General features: G+C 66.2%; 26 protein-coding genes. 13 read left to right on the top strand and 13 right to left on the bottom strand.

From position 1 onward, the window contains the following. Positions 1 to 2 precede the first annotated feature (2 nt). Positions 3 to 560, bottom strand: a complete 558-nt coding sequence (locus tag KQ307_RS05910; RefSeq protein WP_259727290.1) for a M23 family metallopeptidase — start codon at positions 558 to 560, stop codon at positions 3 to 5. Further along, positions 541 to 1716, bottom strand: coding sequence for a ferrochelatase (hemH, locus tag KQ307_RS05905; RefSeq protein ID WP_259701293.1), 1176 nt, complete (start codon positions 1714 to 1716; stop codon positions 541 to 543). Before hemH ends, KQ307_RS05910 begins: the two co-directional genes overlap by 20 nt. Positions 1717 to 1847: 131 nt before the next feature. On the opposite strand from hemH, the gene KQ307_RS05900 reads away from it, so the two are divergent. The 5 genes from KQ307_RS05900 (at position 1848) to KQ307_RS05880 (ending at position 6297) form a co-directional block, all read left to right on the top strand. Beyond that, positions 1848 to 3023: a site-specific integrase gene (locus tag KQ307_RS05900; protein WP_399253959.1), complete on the top strand. Its 1176-nt coding sequence runs from the start codon at positions 1848 to 1850 to the stop codon at positions 3021 to 3023. An 82-nt stretch (positions 3024 to 3105) separates the two neighbouring features. Next, a complete protein-coding gene (cobO, locus tag KQ307_RS05895; RefSeq protein ID WP_259727289.1) occupies positions 3106 to 3804 on the top strand; it encodes a cob(I)yrinic acid a,c-diamide adenosyltransferase in 699 nt (232 codons plus the stop codon). Positions 3805 to 3857: 53 nt separating this feature from the next. Next, positions 3858 to 4571, top strand: coding sequence for a UMP kinase (gene pyrH / locus KQ307_RS05890; protein WP_259701295.1), 714 nt, complete (start codon positions 3858 to 3860; stop codon positions 4569 to 4571). A 29-nt stretch (positions 4572 to 4600) separates the two neighbouring features. Beyond that, a complete protein-coding gene (frr, locus tag KQ307_RS05885) occupies positions 4601 to 5140 on the top strand; it encodes a ribosome recycling factor (RefSeq protein WP_259701296.1) in 540 nt (179 codons plus the stop codon). Continuing rightward, the gene (locus KQ307_RS05880; protein ID WP_259727288.1) at positions 5137 to 6297 is read left to right on the top strand and encodes an NAD(P)/FAD-dependent oxidoreductase; all 1161 of its coding nucleotides are present in this window, start codon (positions 5137 to 5139) and stop codon (positions 6295 to 6297) included. Before frr ends, KQ307_RS05880 begins: the two co-directional genes overlap by 4 nt. Here KQ307_RS05880 and KQ307_RS05875 read toward each other — a convergent pair. From KQ307_RS05875 to KQ307_RS05855, 5 genes are all read right to left on the bottom strand, one after another. Next, positions 6287 to 6664 (bottom strand): cyclic nucleotide-binding domain-containing protein, encoded by a 378-nt coding sequence (locus KQ307_RS05875; protein WP_259701298.1) that lies wholly within the window; start codon positions 6662 to 6664, stop codon positions 6287 to 6289. The genes KQ307_RS05880 and KQ307_RS05875 overlap by 11 nt on opposite strands. A gap of 57 nt (positions 6665 to 6721) precedes the next feature. Beyond that, complete coding sequence (locus KQ307_RS05870; RefSeq protein ID WP_259727287.1) at positions 6722 to 7900, bottom strand: transaldolase; 1179 nt, start codon at positions 7898 to 7900, stop codon at positions 6722 to 6724. Between the two features lie 65 nt (positions 7901 to 7965). Next, positions 7966 to 9666 carry a penicillin-binding protein 2 gene (locus KQ307_RS05865; protein ID WP_259701330.1) on the bottom strand — a complete coding sequence of 567 codons (1701 nt, stop codon included), beginning with the start codon at positions 9664 to 9666 and terminating at the stop codon, positions 7966 to 7968. A 136-nt stretch (positions 9667 to 9802) separates the two neighbouring features. Continuing rightward, positions 9803 to 10189, bottom strand: coding sequence for a hypothetical protein (locus KQ307_RS05860; protein ID WP_259701300.1), 387 nt, complete (start codon positions 10187 to 10189; stop codon positions 9803 to 9805). Between the two features lie 142 nt (positions 10190 to 10331). Next, on the bottom strand, positions 10332 to 11681 hold the full coding sequence (locus KQ307_RS05855) for a CPBP family intramembrane glutamic endopeptidase (RefSeq protein WP_259727286.1): 1350 nt from the start codon (positions 11679 to 11681) through the stop codon (positions 10332 to 10334). 87 nt (positions 11682 to 11768) lie between these two features. Between KQ307_RS05855 and KQ307_RS05850 the strand changes: the two genes are divergently transcribed. Together KQ307_RS05850 and KQ307_RS05845 are read left to right on the top strand one after the other, a co-directional pair. Continuing rightward, the gene (locus tag KQ307_RS05850) at positions 11769 to 13112 is read left to right on the top strand and encodes a histidine phosphatase family protein (protein WP_259727285.1); all 1344 of its coding nucleotides are present in this window, start codon (positions 11769 to 11771) and stop codon (positions 13110 to 13112) included. Further along, positions 13112 to 14380, top strand: coding sequence for a dihydroorotase (locus KQ307_RS05845; RefSeq protein ID WP_259727284.1), 1269 nt, complete (start codon positions 13112 to 13114; stop codon positions 14378 to 14380). The genes KQ307_RS05850 and KQ307_RS05845 overlap by 1 nt, the downstream gene beginning before the upstream one ends. Here the strand turns inward: KQ307_RS05845 and lepB are convergent. Beyond that, entirely contained in the window at positions 14319 to 15101 is a 783-nt protein-coding gene (gene lepB / locus KQ307_RS05840) for a signal peptidase I (protein WP_259727283.1), read from the bottom strand. The genes KQ307_RS05845 and lepB overlap by 62 nt on opposite strands. Before the next feature lie 117 nt (positions 15102 to 15218). On the opposite strand from lepB, the gene KQ307_RS05835 reads away from it, so the two are divergent. Next, a complete protein-coding gene (locus tag KQ307_RS05835) occupies positions 15219 to 16754 on the top strand; it encodes a hypothetical protein (protein ID WP_259727282.1) in 1536 nt (511 codons plus the stop codon). On the opposite strand, the gene KQ307_RS05830 is transcribed toward KQ307_RS05835, so the two are convergent. Next, a complete protein-coding gene (locus KQ307_RS05830; protein WP_259727281.1) occupies positions 16639 to 17052 on the bottom strand; it encodes a Spx/MgsR family RNA polymerase-binding regulatory protein in 414 nt (137 codons plus the stop codon). The two genes, KQ307_RS05835 and KQ307_RS05830, sit on opposite strands and share 116 nt — an antisense overlap. Further along, positions 17049 to 17411 carry a (2Fe-2S)-binding protein gene (locus tag KQ307_RS05825; protein ID WP_259701307.1) on the bottom strand — a complete coding sequence of 121 codons (363 nt, stop codon included), beginning with the start codon at positions 17409 to 17411 and terminating at the stop codon, positions 17049 to 17051. Before KQ307_RS05825 ends, KQ307_RS05830 begins: the two co-directional genes overlap by 4 nt. Before the next feature lie 133 nt (positions 17412 to 17544). Between KQ307_RS05825 and KQ307_RS05820 the strand changes: the two genes are divergently transcribed. After that, on the top strand, positions 17545 to 18309 hold the full coding sequence (locus KQ307_RS05820) for a class I SAM-dependent methyltransferase (protein ID WP_259727280.1): 765 nt from the start codon (positions 17545 to 17547) through the stop codon (positions 18307 to 18309). 17 nt (positions 18310 to 18326) lie between these two features. Here the strand turns inward: KQ307_RS05820 and KQ307_RS05815 are convergent, their stop codons facing one another. Beyond that, positions 18327 to 18584, bottom strand: coding sequence for a hypothetical protein (locus KQ307_RS05815; protein ID WP_259701309.1), 258 nt, complete (start codon positions 18582 to 18584; stop codon positions 18327 to 18329). Positions 18585 to 18804: 220 nt separating this feature from the next. Continuing rightward, positions 18805 to 19326 (bottom strand): hypothetical protein, encoded by a 522-nt coding sequence (locus KQ307_RS05810; RefSeq protein WP_259701310.1) that lies wholly within the window; start codon positions 19324 to 19326, stop codon positions 18805 to 18807. Between the two features lie 126 nt (positions 19327 to 19452). Here KQ307_RS05810 and KQ307_RS05805 point away from each other — a divergent pair, with 126 nt between their 5' ends. The 4 genes from KQ307_RS05805 (at position 19453) to KQ307_RS05790 (ending at position 24192) form a co-directional block, all read left to right on the top strand. After that, on the top strand, positions 19453 to 21270 hold the full coding sequence (locus KQ307_RS05805; RefSeq protein ID WP_259727279.1) for a proline--tRNA ligase: 1818 nt from the start codon (positions 19453 to 19455) through the stop codon (positions 21268 to 21270). A 54-nt stretch (positions 21271 to 21324) separates the two neighbouring features. Next, positions 21325 to 21795: a photosystem II protein Psb27 gene (psb27, locus tag KQ307_RS05800; RefSeq protein WP_259701312.1), complete on the top strand. Its 471-nt coding sequence runs from the start codon at positions 21325 to 21327 to the stop codon at positions 21793 to 21795. 86 nt (positions 21796 to 21881) lie between these two features. Continuing rightward, on the top strand, positions 21882 to 23201 hold the full coding sequence (locus tag KQ307_RS05795) for an adenylosuccinate synthase (RefSeq protein ID WP_259701313.1): 1320 nt from the start codon (positions 21882 to 21884) through the stop codon (positions 23199 to 23201). Beyond that, complete coding sequence (locus KQ307_RS05790) at positions 23194 to 24192, top strand: adenosine kinase (RefSeq protein ID WP_259701314.1); 999 nt, start codon at positions 23194 to 23196, stop codon at positions 24190 to 24192. Before KQ307_RS05795 ends, KQ307_RS05790 begins: the two co-directional genes overlap by 8 nt. On the opposite strand, the gene KQ307_RS05785 is transcribed toward KQ307_RS05790, so the two are convergent. After that, positions 24128 to 25006 (bottom strand): precorrin-6A/cobalt-precorrin-6A reductase, encoded by an 879-nt coding sequence (locus KQ307_RS05785; protein ID WP_259701315.1) that lies wholly within the window; start codon positions 25004 to 25006, stop codon positions 24128 to 24130. The genes KQ307_RS05790 and KQ307_RS05785 overlap by 65 nt on opposite strands. Positions 25007 to 25026 lie beyond the last annotated feature (20 nt).

Genomic DNA, 25026 nt, shown 5'->3' with positions numbered 1-25026 from the left:
CATTAAGGTCTGACCTGGCGCGGTGGGCGACTTCTTGCCATGGCGCGCAAGATCGCTGCCGGATCGAGCCAGCGGCCGCGGTGGCTGATCGCCCAGTGCAGGTGCGGTCCGGTGCTGCGTCCGCTCATTCCCACATGGCCGATCAGCTGGCCGCCGCGCACCTGTTGGCCCACCACCAGGCGCAGCCGGCCACTCGTGTAGGTGCGACCGCTGACCTGGCCGGCCAGGTGGCAGTAAAGGTGGCGGTAATCGCCCGAGCGGATCAGCACGCCAAGGCCACAACGCCCATCGCTGAACACCGACTCCACCACCCCACCCCACCAGCTCAGGATCGGCGATCCCAGCGGGGCTGCGATGTCGAGACCGCCATGGTGCTCCTGGATTCCGTCAGGTCCGATGCGGCCACCGAAGGGGCTGGTGTAGGCCAGAAAGCGGGCCACAGGGAACACACCCTGGCGCCAGCGCTGGTCAGCCAGGGCTACCGGAGTGGAGGCCACCAAGGCCAGCAGAGCCAGGCCGGTCAGGCCAAGGCGGCTCGCTTTAGAGCAGGCCCAGGGCATGCAGGGGACCTTTGCCACTGATCAACTCCAGCAGGAAAGCTGAAAATCCCAGCATTGCCAGCCGGCCATTCCAGACCTCGGAGCTGTTGTTCCAGCCCCAGACCCATTTCTCCTGGGGATAGAGCTTGACCTTGGTGGGCAGGGTGGCGGCCTGGTCGAGGTTGACCTCCGGACCGGCCAGAGCGATCTCAACGAGGTCGGCGAGGCCGCGGATGAAGGTGGGATAGGTGTCGAGGGCGGGCACCCGGCGGAAGGTGGTGATACCGGCTTCGGTGGCGATTTCCCGGTATTCGATGTCGATTTCCTCCAGGGTTTCGATGTGCTCGCTCACGAAGCTGATCGGGATCACCACCAGCTGCTTCACCCCCTCCGCACCGAGGCGCACCAGGGCCTCATCGGTGTAGGGCTTGAGCCATTCCACCGGTCCGACCCGGCTCTGGTAAGCGAGGGTGTGGGGGTTGGGATGGCCGAGCTCCTGCTCCAGTTCGGCCATCACCAGCGCGGCCGAAGCCTCGATGTGCTGCTGATAGGGATCGCCGGCTTCCTCCACGTAGCTCTTGGGCACACCGTGGGCACTGAAGAAGACGTGGGCGCTGGCCGGATCCCCGCAGGCGCGGATCTCGGTGGCGGCCAGCTCGGCCATCGCCTTGACATAGCCGGGATGGTCGTACCAGCTGCGGATGCAGCGGATCGGCAGGCGGCTGAAGGCCGGATCGGCCTGGCGCAGCCGCTGCAGTTCACGAAAACTCGAGCCGCTGGTGCTGATCGAGAAATGGGGATAGAGAGGCAGCACCACCACCTCATCGACGGCATCGGCCTTGATCGCGGCGACGGCGGATTCCGTGAATGGATGCCAGTAGCGCATCGCCACATAGGTGGTGGCATTCACATGGCGCAGACGGAGCTCGCTCTGCAGCTCGCGGGCCTGCTGCTCGGTGATCCGCCGCAATGGTGAACCGCCGCCGATGGAGCGGTAGGCCTCCTGCGACTTGCTGCTCCGCAGGGTGCTGATCAGCCAGGCCAACGGTTTCTGGAGAAGCGGAATCGGCAGCCGGATGATCTCGGGGTCCGAGAACAGATTGAACAGAAATGGACCGACATCCTCGATCCGCTCGGGTCCGCCGAGGTTCATCAGCACCACGCCGACCCTGGCCATGCCCGATCTTTCCGTTGTTAAGGCCGAGCGTAACGCTGTCACCAGACCCCCTGGCCGCTCGAGGCTTCGATCGATAAGGTCGGCCCAACCCGGACGATCGGTTGGTGGTGGAGGGCTGGGGATCAAAGGGGTTGGACCCGGCGGCGGCCATCGATGCGGAGTTGCAGCGGCAGAATGGCCTGCTGGGCGCCAGCGGGGTGTCGCTGCGACTTGAGCGCCGCGGTCAGCGGCTCGGCCTGCGGGGGCCGCTGCCCTGCCGGCGCGGTGGTGGTGGCTTCCCGGTGCAGCGGATCAGCCTTGGACTGTGTGCCAGTGAGGGTGGCCTGCGCGAGGCGCAGCGGGCTCTGCGCCGACTCCAGCAGCAGCTTCAGCACCAACGCTTTGACTGGCGGGACTGGGCTGTCGGGCAGGAGCGCCCCCCGGCAGCGGCCGCTGATCCCAGCCGCGTCGCTGAGGGTGTGCTGGAGCAGTTCAAGGCCGGCTTCTTCGCCGACCCGCGCCGGCGGCGCAACCCGGCCGGCTGTCGATCCACCTGGCTGGGTGCCTACCTCCCCTACCTCAGACGGCTGCTGGCGCTGGCGGCAAGCCGCCAGCGGAACCTCGATGCGGAGCTGTTTCTCGAGGTGCTCGAGGGTTACCCGGCCGCCAGCCGCAGCCGTCAGCAGTGCGGCACCGCCCTGGCCGCCCTGGCCCGGCAGCTGGGCCTCAGCCTGGCTCCGGACTGGGCGGAGCGGGCCGGTGGCTATGGGCTGCACCAGGCCCAGTTCCGCCAGCTGCCGAGCGACGCCGCGGTGCAGGATCTGGTGGAGCGCATTCCCAACCCCCGCTGGCGGTTGGCCTACGGGCTGATGGCCACCTACGGACTGCGGAACCACGAAGTGTTCTTCACGGATCTTTCCAGCCTTGCTCCCGGCGGTGATCGGGTCCTGCGGGTGCTTCCCACCAGCAAGACGGGCGAGCATCAGGTCTGGCCGTTTCAGCCGGAGTGGGTGGAGCATTTCGAGCTGCCGAAGCTGGCCGAATCCAGTGCGGCTCTGCCATCGGTCTGCACCGACCTGCGCCGTACCACCCTCCAGCAGGTGGGTCGCCGGGTGGCGGAGCAGTTCCGGCGTTACGACCTGCCGATCACCCCCTACGACCTGCGCCACGCCTGGGCGGTGCGGACCATCCACATCGGTCTGCCGGACACGGTGGCAGCCCGGATGATGGGCCACTCCGTCACGATCCACACCCGCACCTACCACCACTGGATCACCCGCCGCGACCAGCAGCAGGCGGTGGATGCGGCCCTGGCCCGGCGGCGATAGGCACGGGCCGCCCTGGGGGCCGCTCCACCGGTTCGTGCGGAGGGTCGGTCAAAGTGCATCAGCAGTCGGGTCCGAAGTCCGCATGGTTGAACCTGATCCCATTGCCCCGGCCGCCGACCAGTCGGCGTCGCTCGACCAGCGTGCCGCCGAGCTGGGTCCGGGCGGCGTGCTTGCGCCGGAGCCAGATGCGGCGGGCTATCGGCGCCGCATGGAGCGCCGCCGGGAGGTGCAGCAACAACGGGTCGGCGAGCGAAATCTCGAAAAGGGCCTGGTGCTGGTGTTCACCGGCGAGGGCAAGGGCAAGACGACAGCGGCCCTGGGCCTGGTGCTGCGCACGCTCGGCCACGACGAGCGCGTGGCGGTGGTGCAGTTCATCAAGGGGGGCTGGCAACCTGGCGAGGCCAGGGCGCTCCAGGTGTTCGGCGAAGCCCTGCAATGGCATGCCCTCGGTGAGGGTTTCACCTGGGAGACCCAGGACCGGGAGCGGGACCGCCAGCTGGTCCAGCAGGCCTGGTTGCAGTCTCTGCTCTACCTGGCCGATGCCAGCTTCAAGCTGGTGGTTCTCGATGAGGTGAACGTGGCCATCAAGCTGGGCTACCTGGAGCTTGACCAGCTTCTGGATGGGCTGGACCGTCGTCCACCCCTCACCCATGTGGCCCTGACCGGACGGGGTGCGCCCGGCGCGCTGGTCGAGCGGGCCGACTTGGTCACCGAGATGCGCCTGCTGCGCCATCCGTTCCGCGAGCAGGGGGTCAAGGCCCAGGCCGGGATCGAATATTGAGCCCTTGCGGTTGCTACTGTTCGCCCGTTTGCATGAGCTGAGCGCTCGATCAGATGGCTTACAGGCGTGTCCTTCTCAAACTCAGCGGCGAGGCGCTGATGGGTGAGCAGGGCTACGGCATCGATCCGGCGATCGTCAAGTCGATCGCCAACGACGTGGCCGAGGTGGTGGCCACCGGCACCCAGCTGGCCATCGTCGTGGGCGGAGGCAACATCTTCAGGGGACTCAAGGGCTCGGCGGCCGGTATGGAACGCGCCACGGCCGATTACGTCGGCATGCTGGCGACGGTGATGAATGCCATCACCCTTCAGGACGCCCTTGAGCGCTATGGGGTGCCGACCCGCGTCCAGACCGCCATCGACATGCAGGAGCTCGCCGAGCCCTACATCCGTCGCCGCGCCATCCGCCACCTCGAGAAAGGCCGGGTGGTGGTGTTCGGGGCGGGCTGCGGCAACCCGTTCTTCACCACCGACACCGCAGCGGCCTTGCGTGCTGCGGAAATCAATGCCGATGTGGTGTTCAAAGCCACCAAGGTGGATGGGGTCTACGACCGGGATCCAGCCCGCTATCCCGATGCCGTTCGCTACTCCACCCTGACCTTCCAGGATGTGCTCAGCGGCGAGCTGGCCGTGATGGACAGCACCGCGATCGCTCTCTGCAAGGACAACGCCATTCCGATCCTGGTCTTCGACCTGTTCGGACCGGGCAACATCGGCAAGGCGGTGGCCGGTGAAGCGATCGGCACCAGCATCACTCCCGCCGGCTGACACCGGCGCTCACCACCCCCCTTCCCGCCATGGACATCGAAGCCAGCATGCGCAAGTCGGTGGAATCCACCCAGCGCACCTTCAACACGATCCGCACGGGCCGCGCCAATCCATCCCTGCTCGACAAACTTTCAGTGGATTACTACGGAGCGGAAACCCCGCTCCGTTCCCTGGCCACCCTCTCCACGCCCGACTCCCAGACGATTCAGATCCAGCCGTTCGACCGCGGCTCGATGGCCCTGATCGAAAAGGCCATCGCCATGAGCGACCTCGGACTCACCCCCAACAACGACGGCAAGGTGATCCGCATCAACATCCCACCGCTCACCGAAGACCGGCGCAAGGAGTTCTGCAAGCTGGCCTCCCGCTATGCCGAGGAGGGGAAGGTGTCGCTCCGCAACATTCGCCGCGACGCGATCGACCAGGTCAAGAAGCAGGAGAAGGAAGGCGAGCTCTCCGAAGATCAGAGCCGGGATGCCCAGGAGGCTGTCCAGAAGCTCACCGATCGCTTCATCGCTGAACTGGAGAAGCATCTCGCCGAAAAGGAAGTCGACATCCTCAAGGTTTGAACGTCCCGGTCCTGGCTGAGGCCGGTGCGGGTCGCTTCGATGCCGATGTGATCGTTGTCGGTGCCGGGGTCGCCGGTGCGGCAGCGGCCTACCACCTGGCCGCCAGGGGGCACCGGGTCAAGCTGGTGGAGGCCCGACGGTTGCCCCGCGCCAAGCCCTGTGGTGGTGGCATGGCGGCATCGGTGCAGCGCCTCTTTCCCTTCGACCTCTCCCCCGCCGTTGATCAGGTGATCACCCAGGTGCGGTTCACCTGGTGCCTGGAAGACCCTGTGCTGGCCGATCTTCCCGGTGAGGCTCCCTTCTGGATCGTGCAGCGCACCCGCTTCGACATGTTCCTCGCGGATCAGGCCGTGCAGGCCGGAGCCGATCTGCTGGATGGCTCCCCGGTGAGCGGCCTGCGCGATTGCGGTGATCACTGGCGGGTGGAACTGGAGAACGGCCCAGCGCTGCTGGCCAGGGCTGTGGTGGTCGCCGACGGGGCACGCTCCCGGTTCAATGTTCCGCTTGGGCTCGGTTCCCCCAGGCCGCGCTATGCCGCCGCCCTTGCCGTGGAGGTGGAGGGGGCTGTGCCGGATCCCGGCACCGCCCGGTTCGAGTTCGGCCTGGTCCGCCATGGCTTCTGCTGGGCCTTTCCCCGGCAGGGTGGCCTGAGTATCGGGGTCGGCACCTTTCTGGGCCGTGAACTGAACGATGCCGACACCGTGCTGGCCGAGCTGCTGCCAAGCCTGGGACTGCCTGCCGATGCCGGTGTCCGCAGCCACTGGCCCCTGCGGGTCTGGGACGGCCACCACCGGCTGCACGGCGACGGTGTGGTGGTGGTTGGGGATGCCGCCTCGCTGTGTGATCCGTTCCTGGCCGAGGGGCTGCGTCCTGCCCTGCTCAGCGGCACCAGAGCCGCTGAGGCCCTGGACCGATGGCTGGCCGGCAACAAAGGGGCCCTGGCGGACTACAGCGAGGTGATGCGGCTGGAATGGGGCCAGTCGATGGCCTGGGGGAGGCGGATCGCCCAGGTGTTCTACCGCCTGCCCCGGGTGGGCTATCAGCTCGGGATCAAACGGGCGACGGCCCCCCAGCGGATCGCCCAGATCCTCTCCGGTGAAATGGGCTACGGCGACATCGCCCAACGGGTGATCCGCCGCCTGCTCTTCAGCGCTTGAGGCAGTCCTTCAGTTTGCGCAGCCGTTCGTCAATCGATCCGAGCAACTCAACGGCGAACATCGGGGATTCCTGCACGGCGAACAGGAATTTCTCCCGATTCATCACCAGGATGCGGCTGGCAGTGAGTGCCTTGGCCTCGCCGAAACGGCGATGGTCGGCCGTGACCAGGGCGCCGGCACCGAAGACATCCCCGGCCTGGATCTCCTCGGAGCCGGCGTGATTGTTCCAGCTGAGCTCGATGGTGCCCTCCAGGACCCCGAACATGCAGTCACCCGAATCGCCGGCACCGAAGACGAATTCACCGGCCTCGAAATGACGGACCTCACCTTCATTGGCAAGGGCGCGCATGGTGTCGAGAGCATTCATGGGCAAGGGAAGAGCGATGCAACTTCTCCATCCTGAGGCTCGGAGGTTAAGCGCTGGTTAGTTGGCCGCTGCCGAGAGTGCCAGCGGGGCACCGAGCCCGCCGCGCACGTCCTCGGGAACGAGACGGCCATCGTGGTCGGTGTCCAGCGCGTCGAACACAGCATCGCTCCCCAGCCACTCCTCCCGGGTGATGCAGCCATCTCCGTCAAGGTCGTTGAGCAGGAAGATTTCCTGGGCGGCATGGGCGAAGGCCGCTTCGCCTTCGAGCTCGCCGAGGCGATGGGCCAGTTGGGCTTCCAGGGTTTCGATCGCTTTGCTGAAGCCGCGGATGCCCTCGTCGAGCTTTTCATGGGCCATGCGATCGTCGGCCATGCGCTGCTGGAAGTCGGCGTGGCTCAGGGAGAAGAGGGCTTCACTCGGGTCTGGATCGAACGGGTTGAGGCGCCGGACCAGCTCACCCTGCCGCTGGCGCAACTGATCGAGAAGTTTGGGGGAGATGGTGAGAAGATCGCAGCCGGCCAGTTCGATGATTTCTTCGAGATTGCGGAAACTGGCGCCCATCACCTCGGTTTTGTAACCATGGGTTTTGTAGTAGTTGAAGATCTGGGTGACTGAGATCACACCTGGATCCTCAGCACCTGGGTAATGATCCCGGCCCGTGTCGTTCTTGTACCAATCGAGGATGCGTCCGACGAATGGGGAAATCAGGGTGACCTTGGCTTCGGCGCAGGCGACGGCCTGGGTGAAACTGAACAGCAGGGTGAGATTGCAGTGGATTCCCTCCAGCTCAAGCTGCTCCGCGGCCTTGATGCCTTCCCAGGTGGAGGCGATCTTGATCAGCACCCGCTCCTTGCCGATACCGGCCTGCTGATAAAGCCCGATCAGCTTGCGGGCCTTGTTGATCGTGGCTTCGGTGTCATAGCTGAGCCTGGCATCCACTTCGGTGGACACTCGCCCCGGCACGATCTTGAGGATCTCCTTGCCGAAGGTGACGCAGATCTCGTCGAGCGCTTCGAGCACCACGACCTCGGCCGGGGCATCGGCGCCGATCACTAGCCTTGAGTCCCGCAGGGAGGTGTCGATCAGATCCTGATAGAGGGGAATCTGGGCTGCCGCCAGAATCAGGGAGGGGTTGGTGGTGGCGTCCTGGGGGGTGAACTGCTTGATTGCCTCCAGCTCACCGGTGTCGGCCACTACCACGGTCATCCCGGCAAGTTGGTCGAGCAGATTGGCCATGGAGCTGGGAACCCAGGAAGATGATCAAGCTAGCCAGGGGTCGTCAAACCGCAGCCTGGGGGTGATCATCCCCGAACGAGCGGTGTGCTTGGCGGCACCTTCTCGATCACCAGCAGGGCCTCGATCAGCTGTTTCGCCACCGGGATCGCCACGGTCGATCCGTAGGCATTGCCCCCCTGGGGCTCATCCACCACCACGAGCACCACGTAGCGGGGGTCTTCGATCGGCAGGGTGGCCACAAAACTGCAGATCCGCGCCCCCGGGATGTACACCCCATTGAGGGCCTTCTGGGCGGTTCCCGTCTTGCCGCCGATGCGGTAGCCAGGCACTTTCACCCCCTTGCCACTGCCCTGTTCCACCACCGTTTCCATCCAGGCCGTCACCTGCCTGGCAACGGCTGGATCCAGCACCTGGAGACCGTTGCTGGGCCCGCCTGACCCGGCCAGTCCATCACCGGAGCGCAGGCCCCGGGTGATGTGAGGACTGACCAGACGGCCGCCATTGGCGAGCATGGCGTGCAGTTGGAGAAGCTTCAGAGGCGTGAGTGAGAACCCCTGACCGAAGGCCGCGGTGGCGGGTTCGATCGGCTGTCCGGTGAACTGCTGGCGGCTCTTGAGCTGGCCGGCGACGGCCCCGGGCAGGTCGGTGTCCGGCACGGTATCGATGCCGATCTTGTGCAGCCACTGCCAGAAGTGGCCGGGCTTGACCTTCCGCATCGCCTGCACCATCGCGACGTTGCTCGAAACCTGCAGAATTGTCGGGAAATCGATCAGTCCATTGCCACGCCGATCGTGGTTGAAGATCGGCCAGCCACCGATCATCAGTGACCCGCTGTCATTGACCTTGCCGTCAGCCTGGATGGCCTTCTCCTGAAGGGCGATGGCCAGATTGATCGGTTTGAAGGTGGAGCCGGGCTCGTAGAGGTCCTGCACGGACCACTCCCGGAAGAGGGCGGGGGAGTACTTCCAGAACTGATTGGGGTCGTAGCTGGGGACCGAAGCCAGCGCCAGCATCTCGCCATTGCGCACATCCATCACCAGAGCCGCTCCTCGCTTGGCCTTCCACTGCTTGATCTGGCGCATCAGGGCCTGCTGGGCCACCTGCTGCAACCGGGCATCAAGGGTGAGCTGGAGGCGCAGGTCGTCGGTGTAGAGAACGCCGGCCTTGAGCCCATCGGGCAGGGGTGTTCCATCGGCACCACGCCGCAGCGAGCGGATGCTTTCCTGGCGCCACATCTCCTGATCCCGGCTTTGCTCCAGGCCTGCCTGGGCCACCCGGTCCTGGTTGAGAAAACCCACCACATTGGCGAACAGCTGGCCCTGGGGATAAAGCCGTTGGGGGAATGGCTCCAGGTCAAGGCCGCTGATGCCCAGCTTTCTGATGCGATTGGCGGTTTCAGCGTCCAGGTCGGTGGCCAGTTTGACGCCGCTCTGGCGGCTGCCCATCCTGCGGTTCAGATCGGCGGCCGGCAGTGCCATCAGCTCCGAGAGTTTCTCGGCCACAGCACCGGGGCTGCGCTTGGCGTTCGGGTCATCGCCCGGGAAGTTGAAGTAGCGCGGGTGGGCCCAGAGGGTGTAGTGCTCCTCATCGAGGGCCACGAGCTTGCCCTGGCGATCGACGATCTGGCGGCGCTTGCCGATCGGCTTGACCTGCTGGGTCTGGATCGCCCTGGCCCTGGCCTGCAGCTTGTCCCCCTCCTTCACCTGCAACCAGGCCAGACGCACCCCCAGGCCCGTCAAGCCACTGACAAGAAGGAGGTAGACCATGATCAGCCGAGCGGTCGGGACCGGCTGGAGAGGGACCACCCGTCGCTGGCGTTCGGTGCCCACCGACCCTGAGCGTCGCCCCCTGGCCTGGTGGATCGGGATCGGCCGGGCTGGCGGTGACGGACGTGTCAACACCTCAGTAGCCAGGCCGGATGGATGGCAGGGCTGCTGCCGGTGATCCGGCCAGGGTGGGATCTGGCTGGGCAGGGGACTGCTGGGCCACGCCGGAATCCGGGGAAGGCAGGTAAATCAGTTTCTGGATGTTGGTGGGAACGAGCTGGCCAGGACGCTTCGCCATCGCCAGATGGTGGTGCTCCAGCACGGCGGACGATTCCTGAAACCGATGCTCCAGCAGCTGGGCAGCCTCCAGCCGTTGATAACTCTCTGTCCAGGCGCTCTGCCAGTGGAGAGTGAGGGCTGCCAGTCCCACCATCGTTCCGCCCAGGGCGAGCAGCAGGCCATCCGCCATCCGGTGCAGCCCCGCCAGCACCGGCGCCTGGCGGGCCACCTTGCGGGCCGACATCGATTGCTGAACCAGGGATCCCTGAATCAGCGAAAAGGGGTGCCGACGACCTGAACGTTGTGGCGACGGAGCAGCAACCACCGAATCAAACCAAGCCTTCCCGCAAGTGAACCATGCCCCTGGAGGCTCAGCAAGGCACAAATCAGCTTCCAAGCAAAACAAGATTGCTGAAGGTCAGGCCGTTCCAGAGCGCGTGGAGCCAGATGCTGGCGCTGAGCCGGCCGCTCGCCAGCCGCAGCCAACCGAGGGCAAGCCCCAGGACGAACAAAGGCGCCAGCTCGCTGAGGCTCAGGTGGGCCAGGGCGAAAACGGCGCTGCTGACGACAACCCCCCAGCCCGCGCCGAGCTGCCGAACCAGCACAGGCAGCAGCACACCACGGAAAATGGTCTCCTCGAACAGCGGTGCCAGCACGATCGCTGTGAAGGCGAAACAGAAAAGGGCGAGGGGGCTGGTGCTGCGCAACACCAGTTCCAGCAGTGGATTGCTGCCGCCGGGATCGCTCCAGACCAGCTGCTGCAGCCAGCTGGCCAGGCTGACCAGCGGCAGCACGATCAGCAGTCCTTTGAGCCCCTTGCGAAGCGCGCTGCCCACCGGCCGCCAGCGGTATTGCAGCCAACCACCCTCGGGCCGCTGTCCGCCCAGCATCAGGGCCAGGATCGTCAGGGGGGCCGCCATCAGACCGAGGTACAGCAGGAGCACGGAAAGGCCATCGGCGAGCGGCGATTCGATCGCCAGCCCATGCAGCGCTCCGGAGATCAGCGGCGTGATCAGCAAGGGCGTGGCCACTTCGCCCAGGAGGACGAATCCCCCGGCCACCAGCAGGATCACGTCGATCACGCCGAGCGGGGGGCCCAGCAGCGGCGGCGGTTCGGGAACCAGCCCCCGCCAGCGCAGCCAGATCTCCCGCCCGATCAACAGCACTCCCCCCAGCGCCGCCAGGCTGGGCAGGAGGGTGACGCCGATCAACTGGAAAAAGGCCTGCCGTTCCTCCCGGGGCAGGGCACAGGAGGAGCCGCTGCCACCGAGGGCAAGGCAGCTCAGGCGCCGAAGCAGGGGGTCCGAGCCCGGCAGCTCCGGCTGTGGCCGGCCTGGGTCCGTCGATCCAGGCTCCGCCAGCAGCCTGGCGGCCAGGGCAGCGGTGGCCGGATCACCTCCATCCCGGAGCGTTTCCAGCAGGGGTCTGGCCCGGCTGGGCTCGGGGCCGTTCAGCTGCAACAGGGCGCGCAGTGGATCGTTCTCCGGTCTGGACTGCCGCTCGATCTCCTCAAGCAGGGCCGCTTCAGGGTTCTCCCCGATCAGCAGGTCGTGCAGGGAAGGACTCACCTGGGGAGCGGCCAGGGCCGCCAGCTCCAGCTGGCGGATCACCAGATCGTTTCCGACGGAGGGCCTGTCCAGGCTTTCCAGCAGACCGTTGATCCACAGCAACAGGCTCAGGGCCAGGCTGATCAGGGCGAGCGCCACCTTCCACAGTCCGGGCCGCTGCCGATCCACCACTGGTTTCAACCGCCGTTCCCCCACTGTCTCGATTGTGGCCCGAAGCCCTCCCATACGATGGCTTCGCTCTCGGCTTGACGACCCGTGCCCCTCAGGCTCCTTCTGGTCAGGCACGGGCAGAGCAGCTTCAACGTCGAACATCGGGTTCAGGGCCGCGATGATCGCTCCTCCCTGACCGAGCTGGGGCAGCGTCAGGCCACGGCCAGCGGCGCTGCCCTCCGCCCCCTCAGCCTCCAGGCGGTCTACAGCTCGCCGCTCCGCCGCGCTGAGCAGACCGCCACGCTGCTGCTGGCCGCCCAGGGCGGTGGTCTGATCGCCACCCTCGACGACGACCTGCTGGAGGTGGATCTCGAGCCGTGGAGCGGCTTGCTCGTCAGTGAGCTGAGGCAGCGCTTCCCGGAACAGCATCGGCTCTGGCGCCAGTCACCCGAGCAGCTGGAGCTGCGCCGTGGTGATGGCAGCGTCTATCGGCCGATCGTCGAGCTGATGGCCCAGGCCCGGCGCTTTCTCGACCGCCTGCTGCAGCGCTTCACCGATCCATCCGTCGACGAGACGGTCACCGTGCTTGTCGTGGCTCACAACGCCATCCTGCGCTGCCTGATCCTCAACCTGCTGTCCTTGCCCGGGGGCGGATTCCAGCGCCTGCGTCTCGACAACGCCTCGCTCTCGGTGTTCAACATCGCCCCCGGCGGCGATGGAGCTGGGGAGGTCCAGATCGAGTCGTTGAACGGCACCGCCCATCTGGGCGAGGGGTTGCCGGCCAAGGGGGCCGGCCCCCGCTTGCTGCTGGTCCGCCATGGCGAAACCGACTGGAACCGGCAGGGACGCTTCCAGGGCCAGATCGACATTCCCCTCAATCCCCAGGGACGCCACCAGGCCGAAGCGGCCGGTCGCTGCCTGACGAGCGAGCCGATCCAGCGGGCCTACACCAGCTCCATGGCCCGCCCCCGCCAGACCGCCGAGCTGATCCTTGCCAATCGGGCCGGCATTCCGCTCACCAGCCTGCGGGGCTTGGTGGAAATCGGCCATGGCCTCTGGGAGGGTGAACTCGAGGAAGCGATCGCCCGGGGCTGGCCGGAGTTGCTTGCCGCCTGGAAGCGCGCCCCTGACACCGTTCAGATGCCCGAGGGTGAAAATCTCCAGGAGGTCTGGGATCGCTCGATCAGCACGATTCGGACGATCGCTGGGAGCCTGGCTGATTCCGAGTCGGCCCTGGTGGTGGCCCATGACGCCGTCAACAAAACGATTCTGTGTGCTCTGCTCGGCCTCAGCCCCGCCGACATCTGGATGGTGAAGCAGGGCAATGGCGGGGTCAGCGTGATCGACTTTCCAGCCGATCCGGCCCATTCAGCTCCGGTGGTGACCTGCCTGAATCTCACCGCCCATCTGGGTGGAGTGCTCGATCGCACCGCCGCTGGCGCCCTCTGATGACGACCTGCTTCCTTGAGCAGGTCCAGTACCTGGAAGGGCCCGACCTGGCCCTGCGCCACGAGGACGTGCTGATCGAGCAAGGGCGGCTGGCTGCGATCGGTCCGCAGGCCGTGACCCGCGCCGAGATCCTCGGGCTCACCCCCTGGCCGGCCGCACGGTGGTTGCTGGCTCCAGCCCTTGTGGATCCGCACAGCGTGTTGGAGCAGCCGGCTGGCTCCGTCGCCGAGACCCTCGAGAGCCTGGTGCGCGCGGCGGCGGCGGCGGGATACGGCACGGTGGCGCTGCTGCCCAGGGGGCGCAGCTGGCGGGACCAGCCGGAACACCTGCTGCTTGCCGCGAGGCCGCCGTTCCAGTTGCCCCTCTGGGCCGGCTTCAGTCTGGGGGGTGCTGGCCTCGAGCTGGCGCCCCATGCCGATCTGATCGCGGCGGGTGCGATCGGTCTGGCGGAGGATGACACCCTGCCCCCCCTGCCCCTGCTGGAGCGGGGGCTGCGCCTCGGCGAAGCCGCCGGTCGGCCGGTTCTGCTCGCTCCCAGGGATGCGGCGCTCAGCCGTGGTGGCTTCGTGCGTGAAGGGGTGGAAGCGCTGCGGGTGGGCTGGCCGCTGGATCCCCCACTCAGCGAAACCCTGCCGCTGCAGAGCATCCTTGCCCTGGACCAGGAGCTGCCGGCAGCGGAGATCAGGCTTGCCCAGCTCTCCACCGCAGCGGGGGTGACGTTGCTGCGCTCCCATCCCAGGTCATTGCCCGCCAGCGTCTGCTGGTGGCATCTGGTCGCCGACAGCGGCCGACTCGATCCGGTCGCCGAAGGCTGGCGGGTCGTCCCCGCCCTGGGGGGACCGGATGATCGCCGCTCTCTGCTCGCCGCCCTCGCTGATGGCGTGCTGAGCGCTGTGGCCGTGCAGCATGTGCCGCTGGACGCGGAGGAGTGCCTGCTGCCGATTGATCAGCGCCGTCCGGGACTGGCAGGCCATGGCTTCGTGTTGCCGGCGCTCTGGCAGGAGCTGGTGCTGGGAGCCGGCTGGAGCATTCCGGCTCTCTGGCAGGTGCTGTGCTGGGGGCCGGCTCGATTCCTTGGTCTGGCCGCTGAAACCCTCCAGCCCGGCAGCGAACGCTGGATCCTGTTCGATCCGGAGCGCAGGTGGGAGCCGGGCTCCGATGCTTTCGGTTCAAGGGCCGCCAATCAGCCCTACGCCGGCTGCAGCCTCACGGGCCAGGTGCTGGCGTCGGGACTGCTGCCGGAGCTTTGGCGGGGGGGGGAACCCTGAGCTGGTCGGCATCGGCGAGCGTGCCGAGGCGATCCAGGGGCCAGAACCGGTAAAAGGCTCGACCGATGATTTCGTCCTTGGGCAGAAAGGGGCTACCGGGCCAGAAGCGACCGTCCCAGCTGTTGGCGCGGTTGTCGCCGAGGGCCAGGACATGGCCGGCCGGCACCACGGTGTTGAGGGTGCGGCAGGGGCCCACCCCCTGGCTGTCGACCGGGCAGAGGTTGGTCACGTAGGGCTCATTCAGCCGTTGGCCATTGATCCAGGCCTGGCCACGGGGATTGACCACGACTCGATCGCCCGGGACCGCCACCACCCGCTTGATGTAGGCATCACAGGCGGGGGATTGAATTCCCGGAATCGATCCCAGCAAAGGCAGATTGACCACCAGGCAACGCAGGGGTCCGGCCTGGTGATCGGCCCGCAGGGCAGGATCAAAGTGGAAGGGAGAATGGAACACGACGATCTCCCCCCTTCGCGGGCTGCGGCTGCGGTAGCTGATCTTCTCCACCAGCAGCCTGTCCTGGATCTGCAGCCCCGGAAGCATCGAGCCGGAGGGTATGAACCGCGCCTCGATCAGGAAGTGGCGAATGCCAAGGGCCACCGCCAGGGTGAGCAGAACACTGCGCCAGAAAGCCCAGGCGCTTTCCTGGGGCGGTTTGGGATCTGTGTCCGTTGTCGACGGCGGCTCCAGGTTGGCTGACGGGACGTCCTCGGCGGTCAAAGCACCTGTTGTGGCATGGGGATTCTGGGCGTCAGCCGCGGCTGCCGTTCCGGCATCGACCCTAAGTGCTGGAGGACGCGGACCCCTGCCTACGCTGGTGAGGAATGGAGCAGCCCCATGGCCCGGCCCCGCTGGCAGAGGATCCGAACGCTCGGGACCCGCTCACCCGGTCGTCGCTGGGACCAGTTCGTAGCCCTCTGGGCCAGCCTCAATCTCCTCTGGGTCTGCTTCGACCTCAGTTACGTGCCGCTGCGGAATTTCTGGCTGCAGCGCAACCTCTATCCGCTCCCCTCGGTGCCCCTGGCTCTGCCGCTGCATTGGTTGCCGGACATCACCCCGCTCTACGACCCGATCAAGGGGATCGAACCCCACCGCGAAAGCCAGGCCTTCCTCGATCAGTTCGAGCAGCTCGACCGGGCGATGGAATCCGGTTCAAGGGCCGAGGCCTTTCGGCTCCGCCAGGTGCGGCTGACCCAGGACATGATCCAGGACAACCCCTTTCTTGCCTCCGGCGGATCCGGCACCCTGGAGAAGATCAAGAACCGGATGCGTCAGCGGGCCGACATCCCCTCCGCCAGGGAGGCGGCAGCCCGGTTGCTGAGCGACGAGTGGCTGCAGAACCGTTCCTGGGCCAGTGAGCGGCTGTTCTGGAGCCAGCAGATCCTGCCGTTGGTGGCGACCAACTACTGGCGCTCGATCGATGAGAATGGTCGTCCGACCGATCATTTCTGGCGAGCGGACCTGCTGCTGTTCCAGAGCGTTTTTCTTGTTGACATTCTGCTTCGGGTCGTGCGGATCCGCCGCCGGGTCCCCGGGCTGAGCTGGCGTGGAGCCCTGCTGCGTCGCTGGACCGACCTGCCGCTGCTGCTTCCCGTCTGGCGCCTGTTGCGGCTGATTCCTGTCATCGAACGCCTGCAGACCAGTGGACTGGTGAGCTTCGAGCCGCTGCGGGCTGTGGTCAGTCGGGTGGTGGTGGCCCTGCTGGCGGTGGAGCTGTTCGAAGTGCTGGCCCTGCAGTTGATGGACGGAGCCCAGGGGGTGATCCGTTCCCCCCAGTGGCCCCAGCGGATTCGTCGCCTGCGCAGCCACCAGATCGTCACGATCAACAACGAGCGGGAGCTGGTGGAACTGCTGAGGATCTGGGGCCCGCTGCTGCTGCGGCAGGTGGCGCCACGGCTCGAGCCTGAACTGGCGGCGGTGCTCAGCCACTCCCTCCAGCAGAGCCTGCAGGGGCTGGTGGTTCCTCCCGGATTGCGTCAGCTTCAGCCTTTGCTTCAGATCGAGCGGGGGCTCTCCAAGCAGCTGGCCGGTGGCATGGCGGTGAGCCTCCTGGAACTCTCACGCAGCACCGGTGAACGGCTCCAGCAGCGCGACAACCAGCAGGTTGACCTGTTGCAGCGTCTGGTGGATCGCTTCTGGGAGGAGCTGGCCAGCTCGCTCGAGAACGGCGAGGCACTGGAGCGGAGCCAGCAGCTGGTCTGCAATCTGCTGGAGGAACTCAAGCTCACCTATCTGGCCCAGATCAACCGGGTGGGGATCAATGCGCTGATGGGGGAACTGGATGCCTTGATGGTGCCTGTGGAGTCGTCAGAAGGGCTTCACTCCAGCGTTCCGGGTCAAAACCCACCAGCACCAGGGAAGGATCAGCCCTGATCAGGAAGGGGCGGCGAATCAGTTTGCCGTCGGCAGAGAGCGCATCAAGCGCCTGCTCCATGGTCATCGCCCTGGCGGTGGCGGCGCCGAGGGAGCGGTAACTCTGGCCGCTGCTGTTGAACAATCGCTGCGGGGGCGACAGCTCACCCCAGGCAAGCGCAAGGTCCGACCTGGACGGGGGCGTCAGGGTGATGTCGTGCAAGACCATCGCAACGCCATGCTGGTCAAGCCATTTGATCGCCTTGCGGCAGGTGCTGCAACGGGGATAGCTGTAGAGCCGCAGCGGGCTGGGGCTCACTTCCTGCCGACGAGGGACTTGAGGGCGCCGACCAGGCTGTTGGATCCCTTGCCCACCGCCGCATCCGGACGGGTACGCACCGTGACGTCGCCGTTGACGGAGGTGCGGCAGCTTAACCGGAAGTTGGCAGGACGATCAGCCAGATAGACCTGTTCCACATCGCTGCGGGGAGACAGGTTGCGGGCACCCTCCAGCACTTCCATGACGCAGGTGCCGCACTGGCCGAGGCCACCGCAGTTGTTGAAATTGTTCAGACCCTTGTAGGGGTTGATGCCGGCGTCGAGTGCCGCTTTGCGCAGGTTGGCTCCCTCGATGCATCCGACCTGCTGGCCTTCCTGTTCAAAGCGGATGGTGGGCACGGATGACAACGCTCGACGGCGCCACCAAACTTACCTGCTCGACGGTCGATTCAGCACAGCTCAGCAAGGGTTCTTGGCGGCTGTCACCGCTAAATTGTGTCTCCGTCATGGCGGGTCTTTGGCTGCTGAATTTTTGCCGGACATTCCACTCGACCCCACGGTCGCTGATCAACCAGCCGATCCACCGGCCGATCCACTGACTGATCCATTGGTTTCTGGCCAACTGGTCGCAGACCAGCTGGGCGATGGCTACGACCTTGTGGTGCAGCGCCTGATTCCCGGCTACGCAAGCCTGGCTCGCCTGGCGGTTGCTCTGCTGTCAGCTTCGCCGGTCGCCGCGCCGGCCGGGTCGGAAGTGTTGGTGGCAGGCTGTGGCACCGGCGCCGAGCTGGTCGAGGCGGTGGCTCAGCGACCTGACTGGCGACTGACTGCCCTCGACCCATCTGCCGCGATGCTCTCGGCATCCCGCCGGCGCCTCGGCGACCAAACCATGATCAGCTGGTGCCAGTCGAGCGTGGAAGCGTTCGACGCCCAGGACAGGTTTGCCGGAGCGCTCTCGGTGCTGGTGCTTGAGTCCCTCCCGGACGACGGCAGCAAGCTGGCCTTTCTGACGGCCCTGGCCCGCTGCCTCCAACCTGGCGGGCAGCTGGTTCTGGTTGATCTGATGCGTCCGGCCCTGCCCCTGCTTACGGACCAGATGGCCGCCGCCCAACTCGGCTTTCAGAGCGCGAGCGGGCTGGGTGAGGAGAGGGGAGTCGTTGAGTCGCTCAGCCAGGGCCTTCATCCGATCGGAGTCGGACGATTCACCGCCCTCGTGAACGCCGCCGGATTCGGCGATCCGGCCCGGGTTTTTCAGGCCCTCAACTACGAGGGGTTTCTGCTGCAGCGGAGCAGCTGACATCACCCCTGCCGTCCTCAGGGGGCCGACTTCTGGAGGCCTTCGCCCAGAGAAGCGGAGATGGGCAAGGGCAGGGCCGGCTGACTGAACCGATCAGCCATCACGCCGCCGATCGGCACGAGCAGGGAGAGGATGGCAATCAGGGCCCCGAGCAGGGGAGAGCTGTTTTCGAGAATGGTGCCCGGACTGAATGGATCCTCACCTGGATCCCCAGCTGGCTCCTGGGCGGATTGGGGGAGGTCGTCGAGGCTGAATCGGGGCTGGGCGGAGTCCATGGACTGGGAATGAGGAGCAGCTCCCCGGATCCTGGAATCGCCAGGCTCAGCCAGGCATCAGGTTGATCGGTGAGCACAACCAGGTTTGAGAACGCTGCTGTGAAGCTGGGAAACCGACCGATGCGGGAACCGAACAACACAACCTCAGATCATTCTTCCTGATTGATCCCTTCATCTTGGCACCAGATTGGCTGGGCGATCAAGCCCCGGGCCGGTTGATTCACGCCGCGGGACGGGACTGCTCGAAACTCTCGCGTCTGCGGCTGAGTTCGAGGGGGCCGGGGGCCTGTTCCATGGTGTTGAGCAGGCCGCGGATGGCCTGCAGTTCCTCCAGGATCGAGCCCAGCAACTCCTGGGTCACCGTTGAGGGGGAATTGAGCACCTCAACGGTGACCTCCTTGATGCGCAGGACATCGCGGGCGAAGCGTGCCACTTCGTTGGGGTGGAACTGGAGCGGATCTTTCTGGTCGGTGCGGTATTCAGGATTGAGCCGCCGTGGATTGAAGGGCGGATTGAGGTTGCGTGGGTCGGTGTTGGTGTAGCGATAGACGGAGGCCCTGGAACGGTTCAGGGCGTTCTGCACGTCATCGATACCGATCAGGGCCTCGGAGGGGCCACTGGATCCCGAGCCTGGAAATGCCACCAGGGGAATGCCGCCCGGATAGGCCGCAGCTGAGGGGACGTCGGCCCGAAGACCAGCCGAGGTGATCCCACCATCGGGATCCTGCGGAGCCACAGCCATGAGACGAATTCAAGACGATTGGGACAGGCTTGAGAAGCTAACAGAAGTTTCCCGCTTCGGGGCCTGTTCGTCCAGGGGAGGAAGGCGCTGATGATAGGTTCCACGACCCCCGGTCTGCCTTGAATCATGCGCGTGTCGCACCTGATGCTGGTGACACTGCGCGACGATCCGGCCGAGGCGGAGATCGCTTCCCACAGGTTGCTGCTGCGGGGTGGATACATCCGCCGGATCGCTGCCGGTGTCTATGCCTATCTGCCGCTGCTCTGGCGGGTGCTGAGCAAGATCAATGCCATCGTGCGCCAGGAGATGGACCGCACAGGAGCCCTTGAAACCCTGCTGCCCCAGCTTCAGCCCGCTGAACTCTGGGAACGCAGCGGTCGCTGGCAGGGCTACACGGCCGGCGAGGGGATCATGTTCCATCTGATCGATCGCCAGGACCGTGCCCTGGGACTGGGCCCGACCCATGAGGAGGTGGTGACGGCCCTGGCTGCCGATCTTCTGCGCTCCTATCGCCAGTTGCCCGTCTGCCTGTATCAGATCCAGACCAAGTTCCGCGATGAGATCCGCCCGCGGTTCGGCCTGATGCGCGGCCGGGAATTCATCATGAAAGATGCTTACTCCTTTCATGCCGACCCCACCAGCCTGGCCGACACCTACCTGGCGATGGACCAGGCCTATCGCCGCATCTTTCAGCGCTGCGGACTCCGTACCGTCGCTGTGGAAGCCGACAGCGGCGCGATCGGTGGCTCGGCCAGCCAGGAGTTCATGGTCACCGCAGAGGTGGGTGAAGACCTGATCCTCTCCAGCCCCGACGGCTGTTATGCCGCCAACCAGGAGAGGGCCGTTTCGATGGCGCCCCCTGCTCTGCCACTTGATCCGAATGTCTCCGCCGGTGTGGTGGCGACCCCGGGGCAGGGCTCGATCGCGGCGCTCAGCGAAGCCCATGGATTCGCTCCCAGCCGGATTCTCAAGGTGCTGCTGCTGCTGGCCCGGTTCTCGGGCCTGCCTGCCCAGCCCGTCCTGGTCTGCCTGCGCGGCGATCAGCAGCTCAATGAGGTCAAGCTGCGCAATGCCCTGGTTGCCACGTTGGCCGATCCTTCACACCCCCTGCTCGAACTCCTGCCCATCGCCGCCGAGCAGCTGGAGTCAGAGGGTGTGGCGGCCCTGCCCTTCGGGTTCCTTGGCCCTCAGCTCGACGACGCGGTGCTTGAGGGCGCGAACCACTGGCGCCGCCAGTTCCTCAGGCTGGCGGATCCCAGCGTCGCCGAACTGGATCGTTTCGTCTGCGGTGCCAATCAGCTGAACGAACATCTGGTGGTAGACGGCTGGCCAGCGCTGACGCCGCTTCCCGAGCTGGTCGATCTGCGCTCCGCCCAACCCGGCGATCCCTGTCTCCACGACCCCCAGCAGCGGCTTGTGGCCTGCCGCGGCATTGAAGTGGGCCACATCTTCCAGCTGGGTCGGAAGTATTCGGAAGCCCTCGATGCCCGCTTCACGACCGAAGCCGGCACCGATGAGGCCTTCTGGATGGGTTGTTACGGCATCGGTGTGTCGCGGCTGGCCCAGGCGGCGGTGGAGCAGCACCACGACGGCAAGGGCATCTGCTGGCCGGTTGCGATCGCTCCGTTCGAGCTGATCGTGGTGGTGGCCAACGGTCAGGACCCTGACCAGCTCAGCCTGGCTGAGCGGCTTTACGGGGAGCTCAGGGCCGCGGCTGTCGATGTGCTGCTCGATGACCGCAGCGAGCGGGCCGGTGTGAAGTTCAAGGACGCAGATCTGATCGGCATTCCCTGGCGGGTGGTGGTCGGACGAGGAGCCGCCACGGGGATGGTGGAGCTGGTCGAGCGCGTCAGCCATGCCAGCGAGGAACTGCCGGCCACGGACCTGTTGGCCAGGCTTCTGCCACGGCTGGTTGCCGGGCGGCGGGGTCTGGAGATCAGCTGATTCTGCCCGGCTCAGGGGGTTCTCGTAGAATTGCCGGGTTGGATTCGAGTGCCCATGGCTGCTGCGTGTGATCGAACGGCCGGCCTGAAATCGGTTCGGGCCTGGTTCGGGGGGCTCGGTGCGGCGATTCGGCGCCCGATCACTGCACTGCTGGCCATCTGTCTCACCCTGAGCCTCTCGCTCAGTGGCTGTGGCAGCCCCGCCGGCCCGCTGAGCGGCTCCTACGTCGATGACACGCTGACGGTCGCCCAGACCCTGCTGAGCACCATCGCGATCGCCGCCGACGACCCTGGCCGGGCCGAAGCCGAAACCGCCGCCCGCACTCTGGTCACGGGTTACGTGGCTTACTACCGACCCAAGCCCAGGGTGAATGGGTTGAGTTCCTTCACCACCATGCAGACAGCGATCAATTCCCTGGCTGGCCACTACGCGAACTATGCCAACCGGCCGTTGCCGGAAGCCCTGCGCTCACGCCTTGAGAAGGAACTCAGAAAAGCGGAGGCCAGTGTGGCCCGCGGTGCCTGAAGCGTCGGGATCGCCCTTTCCTTTGACGGAAGGGCCTCTGATCTGACAGGCTCCAACCTTGTGCTTTGAAGCGGCTTCGGGCCGCTGTGTCCTTGGCCAACGTCGTTGTCATCGGAGCACAGTGGGGTGACGAAGGAAAGGGGAAGATCACCGACCTGTTGAGCCGCTCCGCTGATGTGGTCGTTCGGTACCAGGGGGGTGTCAACGCCGGCCACACGATCGTTGTTGATGACAAGGTGCTCAAACTGCACCTGATTCCGTCCGGAATTCTCTATCCCGAAACGATCTGCCTGATCGGTTCCGGAACGGTTGTGGACCCGAAGGTGATGCTGGGCGAACTGGACATGTTGCTGGCCTACGGCATCGACATCGCCGGGCTCAAGCTGGCCTCAACAGCCCACGTGACGATGCCGTATCACCGTCTGCTGGATCAGGCGATGGAGCAGCGGCGCGGCGATCGGCGCATCGGCACCACAGGCCGTGGCATCGGTCCCACCTATGCGGATAAGGCCGAGCGGAACGGTATCCGGGTGATCGATCTGCTCGACGAGGAACGGCTGCGCGATCGTCTCGCCGCGCCGCTGGTCGAGAAGAATCTCCTGCTCGAGAAGATCTACGGCCTGGCGCCGCTCGATTCGGAGGCGGTGATCCGTGAATACTCCGCCTATGGGCAGCGCCTCGCCCCCCATGTGGTCGACTGCACCCGCACGATTCACCAGGCGGCCCGCGGCCGGAAGAACATCCTGTTCGAAGGGGCCCAGGGAACCCTGCTCGACCTCGATCACGGCACCTACCCCTATGTCACCTCCTCCAACCCCGTTTCGGGGGGGGCCTGCATCGGTGCCGGTGTCGGGCCCACCCTGATCGATCGGGTGATCGGTGTGGCGAAGGCCTACACCACCCGGGTCGGCGAGGGCCCGTTCCCCACCGAACTGCAGGGAAGCCTGAACGACCACCTCTGCGACCGGGGGCACGAATTCGGCACCACCACCGGTCGTCGCCGCCGCTGCGGCTGGTTCGACGGGGTGATTGGCCGCTATGCGGTCGAGGTCAACGGGCTGGATTGCCTGGCGATCACCAAGCTCGATGTGCTCGATGAGCTCGACGTGATCCAGGTCTGCGTCGCCTACGAGCTCGATGGGGAGCGGATCGAGCATTTCCCCAGCAGTGCCGAAGCCTTCGCCCGCTGTCAGCCGATCTTCGTCAGCCTGCCGGGCTGGCAGTGCTCCACGGCCGACTGTCGGCGACTGGAGGATCTCCCCGCTACCGCGATGTCCTATCTCCGCTACCTTGCCGAGCTGATGGAAGTTCCGATTGCGATCGTCTCCCTTGGCGCTCACCGGGATCAGACCATCGTGGTCGAAGACCCCATTCACGGACCCAAACGAGCTCTTCTGAATGCCTGAGACCACCAAGTCCCTTGATGTCGTCGCCATCGGTAACGCCATCGTCGATGTGCTCGTCCAGACCGACGACGGCTTTCTCGACGACCACCAACTCACCAAGGGCGCCATGGCCCTTGTCGATGAGGAGCAGGCCCAGCGGCTCTACGCCGCCAGCGGTCCTGGGCTGGAAACCTCCGGTGGGTCGGCGGCCAACACCATGGCCGGCATCGCCCAGCTCGGCGGCAAGGCCGCCTTCATCGGCCGCGTCCGGGATGATCAGCTCGGCGCGATCTTCGCCCATGACATCCGTTCCGTCGGCGCTGGTTTCGACACCCCTGCGGCCACCACGGGCCCCTCGACGGCCCGCTGCCTGATCCTGGTGAGCCCGGACGCCCAGCGCACCATGTGCACCTATCTGGGGGCATCGGTGGGCCTCGAACCCGAAGACCTCGACCTCGATCTGGTGGCTCAGGCCAGGCTTCTCTACCTGGAGGGCTACCTGTGGGACAGCGAGGCAGCCAAGCGGGCCTTCATCGCCGCCGCCGAGGTGATGCGCCGGAGCGGTGGCCAGGTGGCCCTCAGTCTCTCCGATGCCTTCTGCGTCGATCGGCACCGTGCCAGCTTCCTGGAGCTGGTCGACGGTCACGTCGATCTGCTGTTCGCCAATGAAGCGGAGATCACCGCCCTCTACGAAACCTCCAGCTTCGAGGCGGCGGCGGAGCAGGTGCGTGGCCGCTGCCAGGTGGCTGCCCTGACCCGCAGCGAGCGCGGATCTGTTCTGCTCAGTGGGGGCGACACCGTGGTGATCGAGCCCTACCAGCTCGGTCCCCTGGTCGACACCACCGGTGCCGGTGATCTCTATGCCGCCGGTTTCCTCTACGGCTACTCCCGTGGTGATTCCCTCGAGCGCTGTGGCCGTCTGGGCTCCCTCTGTGCCGCCCAGGTGGTCACCCAGCTGGGTCCCCGCTCCCAGGCCTCCCTGCCGGATCTGGTCGCCACCCACCTGGGCTGAGGCCAGGGGCGCCGATCATCTCGACGATGGCCTCCAGCTCCAGCCTGGTGCCAGCTGGCGGTTCCGCCGGTCGGGCCAGCAGCAGCAGGCGCAACCCCAGGTTGCTGCAGAGGCTTTGCCAGCCGTGCTCCGTCGGGCCGCCGGACTGACGGCAGAGCACGGTGGTGACGGACCAGTGGCGCAGCAGGGCACGCTCCAGGGTGAACTCGGGCCAGCCCGCATTCCGGCCCGGCCTGTGGCAGGCCAGCTGGTCGTCGGCCAGTCCAGCGGCCCGACCCAGCCGCAGGCTCTCCGGACTGGGCAGCAGCCTGGCGAAGGGCACTGCGGCGGCGGCCAGGGCCACGGCCTGCCGCAGGTGACGGGCTCCGATCGCGAACAGCAGCCGATCACCACGCAGGTCCAGCCGGCCCAGTTCTTCGAGGTCTGGCAGCACGGTTCGATCCAGTCCGGCCGGGGCCATCAGCAGGGGCCTCTCAAGGCGAAGCAGCGGCTGGCCACTCCAGCCGCAGGCCCTCGCCAGGTCGGCGGTGACCCGGCTCGCGAACGGGTGACTGGCATCAACCACCCAGGCGAAGGGGTTTCCCTCGGAGTGGGCCTGAGCCAGCCGCTGTGCCATTGCTGCTGCTCCGTCGAGGGGGCCCACCTCCAGCTTCAGGGCCGGGTGGGACGGGTAGACACGGCTGGCGGTCTGGCTCACCACCGCCACCGAAAGCTGCCAGCCATGCCGGAGCAGGGCTGCAGCCAGAACGGGTCCCTCGCCGGTGCCGGCGATCAGCCAGATCCTGCGGCGCTGGTCGAAATCAGGGCCGTGCATCAGGATGTGGCCCGCTGTCG

The sequence above is a fragment of the Synechococcus sp. CS-1326 genome (genome assembly GCF_025128115.1).
Lineage (GTDB): Bacteria > Cyanobacteriota > Cyanobacteriia > PCC-6307 > Cyanobiaceae > Regnicoccus.
Note: the sequence above shows the minus strand (reverse complement) of the source record. Positions and strands in the feature narration are given on the sequence as shown.

What these genes read in the sequence shown, in the direction of transcription:
- KQ307_RS05910 (WP_259727290.1), bottom strand. Translation starts at nt 560, where the DNA reads ATGCCCTGGGCCTGCTCTAAAGCGAGCCGCCTTGGCCTGACCGGCCTG.
- hemH (WP_259701293.1), bottom strand. Translation starts at nt 1,716, where the DNA reads ATGGCCAGGGTCGGCGTGGTGCTGATGAACCTCGGCGGACCCGAGCGG.
- cobO (WP_259727289.1), top strand. Translation starts at nt 3,106, where the DNA reads ATGGTTGAACCTGATCCCATTGCCCCGGCCGCCGACCAGTCGGCGTCG.
- pyrH (WP_259701295.1), top strand. Translation starts at nt 3,858, where the DNA reads ATGGCTTACAGGCGTGTCCTTCTCAAACTCAGCGGCGAGGCGCTGATG.
- frr (WP_259701296.1), top strand. Translation starts at nt 4,601, where the DNA reads ATGGACATCGAAGCCAGCATGCGCAAGTCGGTGGAATCCACCCAGCGC.
- KQ307_RS05875 (WP_259701298.1), bottom strand. Translation starts at nt 6,664, where the DNA reads ATGAATGCTCTCGACACCATGCGCGCCCTTGCCAATGAAGGTGAGGTC.
- KQ307_RS05870 (WP_259727287.1), bottom strand. Translation starts at nt 7,900, where the DNA reads ATGGCCAATCTGCTCGACCAACTTGCCGGGATGACCGTGGTAGTGGCC.
- KQ307_RS05865 (WP_259701330.1), bottom strand. Translation starts at nt 9,666, where the DNA reads ATGGTCTACCTCCTTCTTGTCAGTGGCTTGACGGGCCTGGGGGTGCGT.
- KQ307_RS05860 (WP_259701300.1), bottom strand. Translation starts at nt 10,189, where the DNA reads ATGTCGGCCCGCAAGGTGGCCCGCCAGGCGCCGGTGCTGGCGGGGCTG.
- KQ307_RS05845 (WP_259727284.1), top strand. Translation starts at nt 13,112, where the DNA reads ATGACGACCTGCTTCCTTGAGCAGGTCCAGTACCTGGAAGGGCCCGAC.
- KQ307_RS05835 (WP_259727282.1), top strand. Translation starts at nt 15,219, where the DNA reads ATGGCCCGGCCCCGCTGGCAGAGGATCCGAACGCTCGGGACCCGCTCA.
- KQ307_RS05815 (WP_259701309.1), bottom strand. Translation starts at nt 18,584, where the DNA reads ATGGACTCCGCCCAGCCCCGATTCAGCCTCGACGACCTCCCCCAATCC.
- KQ307_RS05810 (WP_259701310.1), bottom strand. Translation starts at nt 19,326, where the DNA reads ATGGCTGTGGCTCCGCAGGATCCCGATGGTGGGATCACCTCGGCTGGT.
- KQ307_RS05805 (WP_259727279.1), top strand. Translation starts at nt 19,453, where the DNA reads ATGCGCGTGTCGCACCTGATGCTGGTGACACTGCGCGACGATCCGGCC.
- psb27 (WP_259701312.1), top strand. Translation starts at nt 21,325, where the DNA reads ATGGCTGCTGCGTGTGATCGAACGGCCGGCCTGAAATCGGTTCGGGCC.
- KQ307_RS05790 (WP_259701314.1), top strand. Translation starts at nt 23,194, where the DNA reads ATGCCTGAGACCACCAAGTCCCTTGATGTCGTCGCCATCGGTAACGCC.
- KQ307_RS05785 (WP_259701315.1), bottom strand. Translation starts at nt 25,006, where the DNA reads ATGCACGGCCCTGATTTCGACCAGCGCCGCAGGATCTGGCTGATCGCC.